Source organism: Vitreimonas sp., assembly GCF_036392335.1.
Taxonomy (GTDB): Bacteria; Pseudomonadota; Alphaproteobacteria; order Caulobacterales; family Aquidulcibacteraceae; genus Vitreimonas.
In genome coordinates, this window is sequence record NZ_DASVYD010000002.1 from 25,128 (window position 1) to 38,065 (window position 12,938).

A 12,938-nucleotide genomic window follows, 5' to 3' on the forward strand; every position below is an offset into this window, starting at 1 on the left:
GAGACCCGCAGATGAGTGATCAGAGTTCCGGCGCCGCGGCGGCCAAGCCATCGACGTGGCAGGCGCTCGCGGTGTTTTTCGAACACCGCACGTTGGTGATGCTGGCGCTGGGTTTTTCAGCCGGTCTGCCGAACCTGTTGCTCTATGACACCATCTCCGCCTGGATGCGGCAAGCAGGCCTGCCGCTCGACGTGATCACGCTCTTCAGCCTGGTGACGATTACGTACGCGATCAAATTCCTTTGGGCGCCGATCGTCGATCGCGTGAAGATCCCCGGGCTCTATCAGATGCTCGGCAAGCGCCGGTCGTGGATGCTTCTGGCGCAGATCGGCGTCATCTTCGGTATTTGGGCGATTGCCGTGAATATGCCCGCGGTGTCAGCTGCTGTCGCCGGTGGCGTTGAAGGCGCGGTGCAGCCGCCGCCGAATGTGAATCTGATTGGCGTGGTTGCGATCTTTGCGGCGATGACGGCCGTGTTCGGCGCAACGCAGGACATCGCGATCGACGCGTGGCGTATCGAAGTGGCCGCTGTTGAGCGGCAGGGCGCGATGGCCGCTGCGTATCAATGGGGCTACCGCCTAGCCATCGTCGTCTCGGGCGCGGCGCCGCTCTTCCTTGCATCGCGCATCGGTTGGACCGCGTCATATTCGGCGATGGCGATCGTGATGGGCGTCGGCGTGCTTGGCGTGCTGTTGGCGCCGAGGGAAAAGAGTGTTGAGCCCAAGCCGTTTCCGCCCGCGACGACGCCGATCTGGATGGAAGCGCTGGAATGGATCGGCCGCGTGGCTCTGCTTGCATTCGGCGCCTGCTTCATTGGCGCGGGTCTCTCCGGCAAGGCCGAACCGCTCACCTTCATGTTTCCATGGATCGGCATGGAGGGCGGGATTGCTGGCTTCACGGCATGGTGGACTGGCAAACCATGGGGCGCGGTGTGGCAGGTCTTCGGCGTGGCGATCGGCTTGGCGGTGGTGGCGTTCGCGACCTATCCCATGTTCAAGTCGCGGCCGAGCGCTTATTTCGCGGGCACGCTGAAAGAGCCGCTTGAGGATTTCTTCAAGCGCTATCGCGGCACGGGCGCGCTGATCCTGGCCATGATCTGCGTTTATCGCATCGCCGATTTCGTGCTCAATTTGATGACCGCGTTTTACGTCGACGTCGGCTTCACGCTCGATGAAATCGCCGGCGCCCGAAAATTGTTCGGCGTGGTTATGTCGATGCTTGGCGTGGGTCTGGGCGGTTGGATGGTCGCGCGCTTCGGGCTCATGCGCTCGTTGATCGCCGGCGCGATCGTGCAGCCGCTCTCCAATATCGCCTTCAGCGGGCTGGTCTTCACCGGGCCGTGGCTGCCGGGGCTCTATGCCTGCATCGCGATCGATAACGTCTCCGCCGGCATCGCTGGAACCGCGCTCATCGCCTACATGTCGAGCCTCACCAGCCTCGGCTTCACGGCGACGCAATATGCGCTGTTCTCATCGCTGTACGCGCTGCCAGGCAAAATTCTCGCGGCGATATCCGGGCGTATCGTCGAAGGCGCCACGGCCGCGGCGGCGGCAGGGGAGACGGAATGGTTGCGCGCTTGGTTCGCCAACATGTCGCCCACCGCGTTCGCGCATCTTGTGCAAGAGCGTGGCATCCCCGCAGAGGCCTATGCGGCGGGGTACATGACGTTCTTCATCTATTCGGGCGTCATCGGCATCGCCGCGTTTGTGTTCGCGGTCGCCGTGATGCGGCGCCAGCCGCCAGCGACGGAGAGCGCGCAGGAAGCCCCAGCGCCCGCCTAATCGGTCTTGTCTTCTTGCTCGGCCGCTTGGAAGGCGGCGACAGTGGCGAAGGTGACGATGTCCGACACGGTGGCGCCCAGCGGCGCGATCTGGATTGGCTTCGCTAGGCCGGTGAGCACCGGGCCGATGACGGTCGCGCCGCCAGCGCTGGCGAGCAGGCTGGTTGAAATCGAGGCCGAGTGAATCGCCGGCATCACCAGCACGTTGGCCGGCTCCGAGAGGCGCGAGAATGGGTAGAGTTCGCGCATGTTCGGATTGAGCGCGACGTCGACGCTCATCTCACCTTCGTATTCGAAATCGGTGTCTTCGCGGCGATCGAGGATCGAGACGGCTTCGCGAATTTTCTCCGAACGCTCCATCTTCGGATTGCCGAAGGTGGAGTGCGAGACGAGCGCCACGCGCGGCGTAACGCCGAATTGCTTAGCCATTGAAGCGGCTTGCAGCACGATCTGCGCCATCTCCTCGGCGCCGGGAAATTCCGCGACCGAGGTGTCCGCCACGAACAAGGTGCGGCCTTTCGAGAGAATGATCGACATGCCCATGGCGCGTTCGCCGCGGGCGGGGTCGATGACACGGAGCACGTCATCGAGCGCGGTGGCGAAATTGCGCGTCACGCCAGTGACCATGCCCTGAGCGTGCCCGAGTGCGACCATGCAGGCGCCGAACACGTTGCGGTCCTGGTTCACGAGACGCTGGACATCCCGATACAGCAGGCCGAAACGCTGCAGGCGCTTGTAGAGATAATCCGCAAAGACCGCGTTGTGCTCGGACAGGCGTGCGTTGACGATCGTGAGCTTGGCGCCATCCGGCACGCCGACCTGCGCCATATTCGCGCGCACCAGCTCCTCACGGCCGATCAGAACGGCGCGGCCGAGCCCGCCTTCCTGGAAGGCATAAGCGGCGCGGATCACGGATGGTTCTTCGCCTTCGGCAAACACGATGCATTTGGGTGCGCGCCGCACCAGGGTTTGCATGCGTTGCATCATCGCCGCAGTCGGGTCGAGCCGTTGGGCCAGGCCTTGCTTGTAGGCTTGCATGTCGGCGATCGGCTTGCGGGCGACGCCGGAATCCATCGCCGCTTGCGCCACGAACGGCGGAATTTCGGAAATCAGACGCGGATCGAACGGGCTTGGAATGATGTAGTCGGGGCCGAATTTCGGGCGCCGGCCATGATATGCGGCGGCGACTTCATCGGGCACGTCTTGCTTGGCGAGTTCCGCCAGCGCGTGCGCGGCGGCGACTTTCATTTCTTCATTGATTGTGCGTGCGCGCACATCGAGCGCGCCGCGGAAGATGTAGGGAAAGCCCAGAACATTGTTGACCTGGTTTGGGTAGTCCGAACGGCCCGTGGCGACGATCGCGTCCTTGCGGACTTCGTGCACTTCCTCCGGCGTGATCTCAGGATCGGGATTGGCCATGGCGAAGATGATCGGCTTTGCCGCCATCGACTTGACCATGTCCTTGCTCATCGCGCCGGCCGCGGAGAGGCCCATGAACACGTCCGCGCCTTTGAGCGCTTCGGCGAGCGTGCGGAGTTTGGTGTCGACGGCGTGCACGGACTTGAATTGGTCCATGCCTTTCTCGCGCCCGCGATAGACCACGCCTTCGCGATCGCAGACGATGACATTGTTGTGCGGCACGCCGAGTTGCTTGATCAGGCCGATGCAGGAGAGGCCCGCCGCGCCCGCGCCGCTGACGACGACTTTGATGTCTTCAAGACGGCGTCCGGTGAGTTCGCACGCATTGAGCAATCCGGCGGCGGCGATGATCGCGGTGCCGTGTTGGTCGTCATGGAACACCGGAATGTCGAGTTCGTCGCGCAGACGGCTTTCGATGACGAAGCACTCGGGCGCCTTGATGTCCTCCAGATTGATGCCGCCGAAGGTGGGGCCGATATTGCGGACGGTGGTGATGAATTCCTCGACATCCTGCGTGGTGACTTCGATGTCGATCGAATCCACGTCGGCAAAGCGCTTAAAGAGGACGCTCTTGCCTTCCATCACCGGTTTCGAGGCCATCGCGCCGAGATTGCCGAGGCCAAGAATGGCGGTCCCGTTCGAGATCACGGCGACCAGGTTGCCCTTCGACGTATAATCGTACGCCTTATCCACATCCTCGGCGATCGCCTTCACCGGCACGGCCACGCCCGGCGAATAGGCAAGCGAGAGGTCGCGCTGCGTGGCCATCGGCTTGGTCGGCGTGATGGAGATTTTGCCCGGCGTCGGCAGGCGGTGAAAGTCGAGCGCCTCGGCGTCGGTAAAACTCTTTTTCGTATCGGGCATGGGTGGGAGAGTTCCGTGAAGAGGGCCGCACCCTAGCCGGGGGGTCTGCCCCGTCAATTGGAAGTCCCTGCGACATGAGGCTAAAGCTGGCCCGTGGCTGATTCCTCTAGCTCTCCGCCCGTCCGCGTGACGCCCTTCATGGCGCAATATCTTGCCGCGAAGGCAGATCATCCGGATGCGTTGCTGTTCTTCCGCATGGGCGATTTCTACGAGCTGTTTTTTGACGACGCGGTGAAAGCCGCGGGCGCGATCGGCATCACGCTGACGAAGCGCGGCAATCATGACGGCGAACCGATCCCAATGGCCGGGGTGCCGTGGCATCAGGCGGAGAATTATCTCTCCAAGCTGATCCGCGCGGGTTTCAAGGTCGCGGTGTGCGAGCAATTGGAAGATCCCGCCGAAGCGAAGAAGCGCGGCGGCAAGGCGATCGTGCAGCGCGGTGTGGTGCGTGTGGTCACGCCGGGTACGTTGACGGAAGAGGGGCTGCTCGACGCACGGACCGCGAACCGGTTGGCGGCGGCGGCATTTGCCGGCGAGATGGCGGGCATCGCGTGGGCCGATGTCTCGACCGGCGCGTTCGAAGCGCGCGTGCTTAAGGCGAGCGAGGTCGAGGAAGAACTGGCCGCGCTCGCGCCCGCCGAATTGCTCGTGGTGGAGGCCGACGGCGCGTTGGTCGCGGAAGCGGCGCGGATCGCCGGCGCGACGGTCACGACGCGGCCGGCGGTGAAGGCGGACGCGAAATCGGCCGAGCGGCGGGTCAAGGCGGCGTTCGAAGTAGCGGCGCTCGACGCGTTCGGCGAGTTCACGCCGCCTGAACTGTCGGCGATGGGGCTGTTGCTCGACTATATCGAGCTCACGCAAGCGGGCGCTGCGCCGCGTCTGACCCCGCCGCGCCGCAATGCTGAGCGCGCGTTCATGGCAATTGATGCGGCGACGCGGGCGGCGTTGGAGATCGAGCGCTCGGTGCGCGGGGGCAGGGATGGGTCGCTGCTCGCCTGCGTCGATCGCACAGTGACGTCGGCCGGCGGGCGCCTGCTCGCTGAGCGCATTTCGCGGCCGTTAACGAGTGTTGACGCGATCCGCGCGCGTCTCGACGCGGTGGAGTTCTTTATTGCCGAACCGCATCGCCGTTCTGGCGTGCGCGAGGAATTGCGCGCGGCGGGCGATCTGGCGCGTGCGTTGACGCGGTTGGCTTTGGGCCGTGGTGGTCCGCGCGATTTGGCGCAATTGCGCGATGGTTTGCGGTCTGGTGATCGCGCCGCTGCGCGCTGTATGGGGCTAAGTGAAGGGGCGCCTGCGGAGATCGCGAGCGCATGCGCGGCGCTGTCGCTCTCATCGCACGCCGGCCCAGCGAGCCTCGCGAAGACTCTTGAAAGCGCGCTGGCGCCGGAGCTGCCGCTGCTTGCGCGCGATGGCGGTTTCATTGCCGCCGGCTATGACGCCACGCTTGATGAGACACGCGCGCTGCGAGACGACAGCCGCAAAGTGATCGCCGCGTTACAAGCGAAGTACGCGGAAGAAACCGGCATCGCGGGCCTGAAGCTGAAGCACAATAATGTGCTGGGCTATCATATCGACGCGACGACGAAGCAGGCCGAAGCGCTGATGGCGCCGCCGCACAATGCGCGCTTCATCCATCGCCAAACCAATGCCGGCTCGATCCGGTTCACGACGACGGAGCTTGCCGAACTGGACGCGAAGATCGCACGCGCCGGCGAAGCCTCGCTCGCGCGTGAGCTGTCGCTGTTCAAGGATTTCGCCGCGCGCGCCGCCGAGAATGAAGTCGAGATTCGCGCCGCCGCCGAAGCGTTGGCGGCGCTCGATGTCGCGGCTGGCCTCGCCGAATGGGCCGAGGAAACGCAAGCGACGCGGCCCGAGATCGATGAAAGCGCGGCGCTGCTGGCGGACGCGGCGCGTCACCCGGTGGTCGAGCAGGGCGTGCGCCGCGAAGGGCAGGGCTTCACGCCGAACGATGCGCGGCTGGATGCGGAAGGCCGGTCCGGGCCGCGCCTTGTGGTGGTCACCGGCCCCAACATGGCAGGTAAGAGCACCTATCTGCGGCAGATCGCCCTGCTGGCCGTGCTGGCGCAGGCGGGGTCGTTCGTGCCAGCGCGGAAGCTGCGCCTGGGCGTGGTCGATCGGGTGTTCGCGCGGGTCGGCGCCTCGGACGATCTTTCGCGCGGGCGCTCCACCTTCATGACCGAGATGGTCGAGACCGCCGCAATCCTGAACCAGGCCGGGCCGCGCGCTTTGGTCGTACTCGATGAGATTGGCCGGGGTACGGCGACGTTCGACGGCCTCGCCATCGCCTGGGCGGTGGCCGAGCACCTGCACGAAGCCAATCGCTGCCGCGCCGTCTTCGCCACCCATTACCACGAGCTGACCCGGCTCGCCGACAAGCTGGAAGCGGGGGCCAATGCGCACCTGCGGGCCAAGGAGTGGAAAGGCGATCTCGTCTTTCTGCACGAGGTCGCGCCAGGGGCGGCGGATCGGTCCTACGGGATTCAGGTCGCCAAGCTGGCGGGGCTGCCGAAAAGTGCGGTGGAGCGCGCGCGTGCCGTGCTCGCCCGGCTGGAGGCCAATGGCGGGGCGACGCGCGTTGAAATCGCTGAGGATTTGCCGCTGTTCGCGCAGATCATGGAAGACACAGCGCCGCATCCCTTGGACGCGGCGCTGGCGGGCGTGAACCCGGATAATCTCTCACCAAAAGAAGCGCTTGAGCTTCTCTACCGGCTTAAGGCTGTGGCTGCGGACGCGCCGGATCGCTGAGGATCGGCTCGCGGTTGTCGACGCTGTTGCGGGCGTTCTCGACGGCGATGCCGCGGGTCACCGCTTCCGAGGCCAACGGCAGCGCTGAATCCATCGCCATGAACATCATGTACGCGCCGAGGATGGCGCCGAGGACGAGACCGCTGACGCCCCAAAGCGAAGCGGCGAACCAATAGGCCGCTGAACGCTCGCTGCGGATGCGCTGCGCGAACAGTTTTTGGTCCATCAGCGCTTCGAGGTTCGCGCGGGCCGGGTGATCCGTCACCTGATGGTCCTCGTCGACCGGGTTGAGCCGAATGGTCTTGCCGCCTTTGCTGCGCATCGAGCTTATGTCTCCCGGAACCGTCGTTCCCGTTTCCTTTTTGGATGTGCCCGCGGATTGAGGCAAGTTTGCGTTGTGCGATTTACAGAGAAGTCACGTCTGGCGCCTGCGCTGCTGGCGCCTTGCTTTCCCAGGTGACGAAATGGGCGGGAATGACCAAAGTGCAATAGGATGTCTGTCGCCCGCCTGAAACCTGCACGTATCGAACACGTCGTCGACGGCCTCCGGCTGCGTGCGCAATTGAGCGCGGCCTACCAATCCGAGGGCGCCGAGGCGGCGCGGCCGCGCGTGCGCGCGCTGCTGCACGGCGCATTGTTTCGGGGGCGAATGATTGCCAAGGAGCGGCTGGAGGAGGGCGAAAACGGCCTTGCCGTCGCACGTCTGCTGGCGGCCGTCGCCGATGAAGTCGTCGCCGCGCTCTATGATTACACGACGACCCACATATTCCGGGCGCGCAACCCAACCGAAGGGGAGCGCTTCGCCGTGATGGCGGTGGGCGGCTATGGGCGCGGAGAGCTTGCGCCGTCGTCCGACCTCGATCTGCTGTTTTTGCGCGCTTACAAGACGACGCCGCACGCTGAGAGCGTCACCGAATATATGCTCTACATGCTCTGGGACATGGGCCTCAAAGTCGGCCATGCCTCACGCAATGTTGATGAGTGCCTGAAGCTCGCGCGCGAAGACCACACGATCCGCACCGCGCTACTTGAGGCGCGCCGGCTCGCCGGCGATGAATCACTCGCGGCCGAACTGGCGACGCGGTTCCGCAAGGAGGTCGCCGATCGCGATCAAGCCGGCTTCATCGCCGCGAAGCTGAAAGAGCGGGATGAGCGCCATCAACGCATGGGCGCGACGCGCTACATGGTCGAGCCCAACATCAAGGAGGGGAAGGGCGGTCTGCGCGATCTGCACACGCTGTTCTGGCTTGCGCGCCATCGCTACGGCTTCACCACGCCGCGCGATTACGTGGATCATGGCGTGTTCACGGTGGAAGAGCGCAACGCTTTCCGGCGCGCGGCCGAGTTCCTTTGGACGGTGCGCTGTCATCTGCATTTCATTACCGGTCGCGGCGAAGAGAAGTTGACCTTCGATCTTCAGCCGGAGCTGGCGAAGCGCTTGGGCTACGGCGCGCGCGCCAATCACACGGCGGTCGAGCGTTTCATGAAGCGCTATTTTCTGGTCGCGAAGGAAGTCGGCATGCTGACGCGCGTGCTGTGCGCCAAGCTGGAGGCCGACAACGCCAAGAACGCGCCCAAGAGCATGCAGCGCCTTTTCCCCGGCGGAAAGAAGACGCCGACGCGGATCGAACCTGGCTTTCACGTTGAAGGCGGCCGATTGAACGTCGACTCGCCGGAGGTTTTCGATAACCCCGCCAACCTCATTCGGTTGTTCGAGATCGCCGACAAGCGGGATCTCGATGTGCATCCCGCCGCGCTTGGAGAGGCCAGCCGGCGTGTGCGCGCGCTCTCGCCGGCATGGCGCAAGGATGCGGAGGCGCGCGAGTCGTTTCTCGAAGTTGCGGCGTCCAAACACCATCCGGGCGCGGCGTTGCGCCTGATGAATGAAGCCGGCGTGCTGGGGAAGTTCCTGCCGGAGTTTGGCCGCATCGTCGCGCAGATGCAGTTCAACATGTATCACCACTACACCGTGGATGAGCATACGCTGCAGGCGATCGACGCGATGTCCGAGATCGAGCACGGCCATCACAACAAGCAGCACCCGCTCTCGACTGAAATCTTCTCCAAGATCATCAATCGCCGCGCGCTCTATCTGGCCATGCTGCTCCACGACACTGGCAAGGGCGAGGGGGACCAACAGATCGAGGGCGAGAAGTCGGCGCGCATGGCGTGCGAGCGTCTGGGCCTGCCGCAAGAGGAGATCGACCTCGTCGGCTGGCTCGTCGGCAACCACCTTGTCATGAGCGACGTGGCGCAGAAGCGCGACATTGGCGATCCGCGCACGGTGGCGCAATTCGCGAAGCTCGTAGGCACCGTCGAGCGGTTGCGGTTGCTCTTGGTGCTGACGGTCTCCGACATCCGCGCGGTTGGCCCCAGCGTCTGGAACGATTGGAAAGGCCAATTGCTGCGCGACCTCTATCGCCTGACGGAAGCGGCGTTGCATGGCGGCCGTTCGGACGAAGAGGGCGTGCGCGAACATCTGGCGGAGATCGCTGGCGAAGCGAAGACCCGGCTGTTGGCCGATCTCGGCGCCGACGCCGGCGTGCTCGACGGCTGGCTTGATGTGTTGGATGACGGCTATTGGCTCAGCCACGATGCAGAGGCGCTGCGCTGGCATGCGCAGGAAGTGATGAGCGCGCGTCGGGACAAGACTATCCCGCATGTGGCGACCCGAGTGAGGCCAGTGCAAGGCGTCACCGAAGTGCTGATCTATGCCGGCGATCGGCCCGGCCTGTTCGCGAGTCTGGCCGCGGCGATTTCCGCGTCCGGCGCCGACATCGCGGGCGCGCGCGTGCACACGACGAAGGACGGCGCCGCCTTTGACGTGTTCTCGATCCAAACGACCGATCACAAGCCTTTCGGCGCGCAAGAATCGAGCGTGCTTGAAGGCTTGGTGGCGCGGCTGACGCGCGCGGCGCTTGCCGATCACGCGCCGCCGGCGGCAAAGCCGCCATCGCGCCGCAACGCGGCCTTCGCGATCGAGCCCTGGGTGCGCATCGACAACGAACTCACCGCCAACGCCACGGTGATCGAGGCGTCGGGCCGGGACCGCTTGGGCTTGCTGGCCGATCTCGCCCACATCTGCGCCGAGGCTGATCTCTCCATCAACAGCGCGCATATCGACACGTACGGCGAACGCGCCGCGGATGTGTTCTACGTCGAGGAACGTGGCGGCGGTCAGATTACCGATCCGCGCCGGATCGCGGCGGTGCGCGCAAAGCTCGAGGAAGTCTTGCGCGCGGCGGAGCCTCAAGCGCCGTCCGATCCAGCACGTACGCCTTTGGCTGTGGCGCGGGCGTCGACGGCGCGCTAAACACGCGCGCCGCTGCTTGGGGAATCCATGAGTCTCGCCCGCAACACTGCCGTGATCGGCGGTCTCACCCTCGTGTCGCGCCTGTTTGGTTTCGCGCGCGATCTGGTGCTCGCGGCGGCGCTGGGCGCGGGACCGGTGGCGGACGCGTTCTTTGCGGCGCTGCGGTTTCCCAATTTGTTTCGCCGCTTGTTCGCCGAAGGCGCGTTCAGCCAGGCGTTCGTGCCGGTCTATTCGAAGACGCTTGCCGCGGAAGGGCAGGACGCGGCGGATCAACTCGCGGCCGAAGCGCTGTCGATCCTGCTGCTTGTCACCGGCGTGCTGAGCGCGATCGCGATCGCGGCGATGAGCTGGATCAACCGCGTTCTGTTCGTCGGCTATATCGACGATCCGGAAGCGATGGCGTTGGCCAATCTGCTGACGCAGATCGCAATGCCTTATCTGGTCGCGATGTCGGCGGCGACGTTGTTTTCGGGCGTGCTCAATGCGCGTGGCAAGTTCTTCGCCGCCGCCGCCGCACCGATCCTGTTCAATCTTTGCCAACTCGTGGCGGTGGCGCTGGTGCACGACACGCCGGAGCGTGCGGCGCTGGCCGCCATTATCGGCGTCTCGGTCTCGGGCGTGTTGCAGGCGATTTGGGTGTGGGCCGGGGCGCGGCGCGCGGGCATGAAGTCGCGCGTGCCGCGGCCGCGTATCACGCCCGGCGTGCGCCGCCTGGTGGCGCTTGCGGCGCCCGGCGCGATCGCCGGCGGCGCGCTGCAGATCAATGTGATGATCAGCCAGGCGCTCGCATCGTTTGAACAAGGGGCGATCACCTATCTCAACGTCGCGGACCGTTTGTATCAATTGCCGCTTGGCTTGATCGGCATCGCCGTCGGCGTCGCCATGTTGCCGCGCCTCTCGCGCCTGGTGCAGGAAGGCGATGGGCCGGGCGCGCGTGGCGCGTTGGATGAAGCGGTGGCGCTCTCGATGGCGTTCACGCTGCCCGCCGCGGCTGCTATCCTGGCCATGCCCGGCTATTTGCTGGAGGGCTTGTATTCGCGCGGCGCCTTCACCGTTGAGGATGCCAACAATGCAGCGCTGGCGTTGATCCATTATGGGTGGGGCGTGCCGGCCTTCGTGCTCGCGAAGATCTACGCGCCGGCTTTCTTCGCGCGTGAAGATACGAAGGCGCCGATGCGCTACGCCATCACCTCCATGGTGCTGAACGTCGTGTTTGGCGCGGCGTTGTTCTTCGGCTTGCGTTCGGTCGGCGTCGCCGGCTTTCCGGGGCTCGCGATCGCCACCTCCACGGCGGCTTGGCTCAACGTGCTGCTGATGATCCGAGCGTTGGTGAAGCAGGGCGCCTACGGGCCGACACCGGCCGCATTCGGTCGCTTGCTGCGCATCGTGCTCGCCTCGGCGATCCTGTTTGCCGTGCTGTGGTTCGGCAATGCCAACCGGGCTTGGCTCGAAGCGCAGCTTGGCTCGAAGGAGGCCTCGATCGCGCTGCTCATCCTGGCCGGCGGCACGTTCTATTTCGTGGTCGCGTTCCTGGTCCGGGCGGTAACCATCTCCGAGGTTCGGGCCGCTTTTAAGCGCGAGCGGGGGCCCGCGGGCGGGGGAGGCGGCTTGCCGCCGGGCTTCGACGGCTGATAAAGAGCGGCCATGAACACGAGATCGATGATCTGGCGATGGCGGGCCTGACCACCTGACGCCGTTTCCCGCGCCCGTTGGCGCGCGCTCGATTCCATGTTCCGGAGTTTCCCATGACCGACGCAGCTCAGCCCGAATACAAGGGCCCGCAACGCGTATTCTCAGGCATGCAGCCGACCAACGGCCTGCATCTCGGCAATTATCTAGGCGCCCTGCAAAAGTTCGTGCGCCTGCAAGATCAGTACGAGAGCATTTATTGTATCGTCGACCTGCACGCGATCACGACGGGCCCCGATCCAGAAAATCTCGCCAGCCGCTGCCGCGAAGTCGCCGCCGCATACATTGCCGCCGGCGTCGATCCCACGCGCTCGACAATCTTTATCCAATCCGCGGTGCGCGAGCATACGGAGCTGGCCTGGTTGCTGAATTGCGTTGCGCGCATGGGCTGGTTGGAGCGCATGACCCAGTTCAAGGACAAGGCTGGCAAGGATGCACAGCGTTCGTCCGTGGGGCTGTTCGACTATCCGGTGCTGCAGGCGGCGGACATTCTGCTCTACAAAGCCACGCACGTGCCGGTCGGTGAAGACCAGAAGCAGCATTTGGAGCTTTCGCGCGACATCGCGCAGAAGTTCAACAACGATCACAACGCGCCGGGCTTCTTCCCGCTGCCGGAGCCCTTGATCCAAGGGCCGGGCGCGCGGATCATGTCTCTGCGTGACGGTTCGAAGAAGATGTCGAAGTCCGATCCCTCGGACATGACGCGCATCAATCTCACCGACGATGCCGATACGATCATGGCGAAGGTGAAAAAGGCGACGACCGATCCGTTGCCAGTGCCGGAAAGCAAGGAGGGGCTGGCGGGCCGGGCCGAGGTCGAAAACCTTGTCGGAATCTTCGCGGCGGTGACGGAACGCAGCGTCGAGGACGTGCTCGCCGAATATGGCGGCAAGGGCTTCGGCATATTCAAGCCGGCTTTGGCGGAAGTGCTCGCGGCGAAACTTGCGCCGATCGCGGCGGAGATGCGCCGGCTCACGGCCGATACGGCCGCACTGGATGCAATCCTGAAGGACGGTGCGGAGAAGGCGCGCGCGGTGGCGCAGCCGATCATGGCGGAGGTCCGCGACGTGGTCGGCCTCTGGCGCGCTTGAAGGCGCGCGCCCT

The 12,938-nt window shown here is 64.9% G+C and carries 7 protein-coding genes; 5 read left to right on the plus strand and 2 right to left on the minus strand.

The genetic code is table 11. The features are described from left to right. The first annotated feature begins 11 nt into the window (after positions 1-11). Positions 12-1,781, plus strand: a complete 1,770-nt coding sequence (locus VF769_RS00160; protein WP_331006338.1) for an AmpG family muropeptide MFS transporter — start codon at positions 12-14, stop codon at positions 1,779-1,781. Here VF769_RS00160 and VF769_RS00165 read toward each other — a convergent pair. Further along, positions 1,778-4,063 carry an NADP-dependent malic enzyme gene (locus tag VF769_RS00165; RefSeq protein WP_331006339.1) on the minus strand — a complete coding sequence of 762 codons (2,286 nt, stop codon included), beginning with the start codon at positions 4,061-4,063 and terminating at the stop codon, positions 1,778-1,780. The genes VF769_RS00160 and VF769_RS00165 overlap by 4 nt on opposite strands. A 138-nt stretch (positions 4,064-4,201) precedes the next feature. On the opposite strand from VF769_RS00165, the gene mutS reads away from it, so the two are divergent. Next, complete coding sequence (gene mutS / locus VF769_RS00170; RefSeq protein WP_349258065.1) at positions 4,202-6,832, plus strand: DNA mismatch repair protein MutS; 2,631 nt, start codon at positions 4,202-4,204, stop codon at positions 6,830-6,832. On the opposite strand, the gene VF769_RS00175 is transcribed toward mutS, so the two are convergent. Next, a complete protein-coding gene (locus VF769_RS00175; RefSeq protein ID WP_331006341.1) occupies positions 6,798-7,154 on the minus strand; it encodes a hypothetical protein in 357 nt (118 codons plus the stop codon). The two genes, mutS and VF769_RS00175, sit on opposite strands and share 35 nt — an antisense overlap. A gap of 171 nt (positions 7,155-7,325) precedes the next feature. Here VF769_RS00175 and VF769_RS00180 point away from each other — a divergent pair, with 171 nt between their 5' ends. The 3 genes from VF769_RS00180 (at position 7,326) to trpS (ending at position 12,925) form a co-directional block, all read left to right on the plus strand. Beyond that, complete coding sequence (locus VF769_RS00180; protein ID WP_331006342.1) at positions 7,326-10,145, plus strand: [protein-PII] uridylyltransferase; 2,820 nt, start codon at positions 7,326-7,328, stop codon at positions 10,143-10,145. A 27-nt stretch (positions 10,146-10,172) separates the two neighbouring features. Next, complete coding sequence (gene murJ, locus VF769_RS00185) at positions 10,173-11,777, plus strand: murein biosynthesis integral membrane protein MurJ (protein WP_331006343.1); 1,605 nt, start codon at positions 10,173-10,175, stop codon at positions 11,775-11,777. Between the two features lie 113 nt (positions 11,778-11,890). Further along, entirely contained in the window at positions 11,891-12,925 is a 1,035-nt protein-coding gene (gene trpS / locus VF769_RS00190; RefSeq protein ID WP_331006344.1) for a tryptophan--tRNA ligase, read from the plus strand. Positions 12,926-12,938 lie beyond the last annotated feature (13 nt).

Bases quoted from the DNA above. Each gene is read 5' to 3' on its own strand.
- VF769_RS00160 (WP_331006338.1), top strand. From the start codon at position 12: ATGAGTGATCAGAGTTCCGGCGCCGCGGCGGCCAAGCCATCGACGTGG.
- VF769_RS00165 (WP_331006339.1), bottom strand. From the start codon at position 4,063: ATGCCCGATACGAAAAAGAGTTTTACCGACGCCGAGGCGCTCGACTTT.
- mutS (WP_349258065.1), top strand. From the start codon at position 4,202: ATGGCGCAATATCTTGCCGCGAAGGCAGATCATCCGGATGCGTTGCTG.
- VF769_RS00175 (WP_331006341.1), bottom strand. From the start codon at position 7,154: ATGCGCAGCAAAGGCGGCAAGACCATTCGGCTCAACCCGGTCGACGAG.
- VF769_RS00180 (WP_331006342.1), top strand. From the start codon at position 7,326: ATGTCTGTCGCCCGCCTGAAACCTGCACGTATCGAACACGTCGTCGAC.
- murJ (WP_331006343.1), top strand. From the start codon at position 10,173: ATGAGTCTCGCCCGCAACACTGCCGTGATCGGCGGTCTCACCCTCGTG.
- trpS (WP_331006344.1), top strand. From the start codon at position 11,891: ATGACCGACGCAGCTCAGCCCGAATACAAGGGCCCGCAACGCGTATTC.